The 492-nt window shown below is 55.7% G+C and carries 1 protein-coding gene; it reads left to right on the plus strand.

The annotated features are described in order from the left end of the window. Window positions 1–462, plus strand: a 462-nt coding sequence (locus B3Z49_RS15775; protein WP_296992608.1) for a methyl-accepting chemotaxis protein, incomplete at its 5' end; no start/stop codon positions are given. Between the last annotated feature and the right edge of the window lie 30 nt (window positions 463–492).

The following is a 492-nucleotide window of genomic DNA, read 5'->3' on the forward strand; positions in this document are numbered from 1 at the left end:
CTTCTGGCCCTGAATGCCACGATCGAGGCCGCCCGTGCTGGCGAAGCTGGCAAGGGTTTTGCGGTTGTCGCCAACGAGGTTAAAAACCTCGCATCCCAAACCAGTCGCGCGACACAGGAAATTTCCGAGCAGATCGAAAGCATCCAGAACGCGACCAAACTGTCCTCGACCGCAATCAACGAGATCACCGATATTGTTGGTGAACTTAACGAAAGCGCATCCGCCATCGCGGCGGCGGTCGAAGAACAAGGCGCTGCGACTCAGGAGATTTCCGGCAGTGTGGAAAATGCTTCTGTCGGGACCAGCGGTGTGACCGAAAGCATCAGCTTGGTCAGTGCGGCGGCTGTACGGTCGACCGAAAGTGCCGATACGGTTCTGAAATCAGCCCATGAACTGATGGAGTACTCGGTCAATCTGCGTCGCGAAACCAACAACTTCCTAAGCAAGATTCGCTCGGAATAAAGCCAATCGCACCGGTCCACTGTCAGTCAG

The organism is Thalassospira sp. UBA1131 (genome assembly GCF_002311515.1).
Lineage (GTDB): Bacteria > Pseudomonadota > Alphaproteobacteria > Rhodospirillales > Thalassospiraceae > Thalassospira.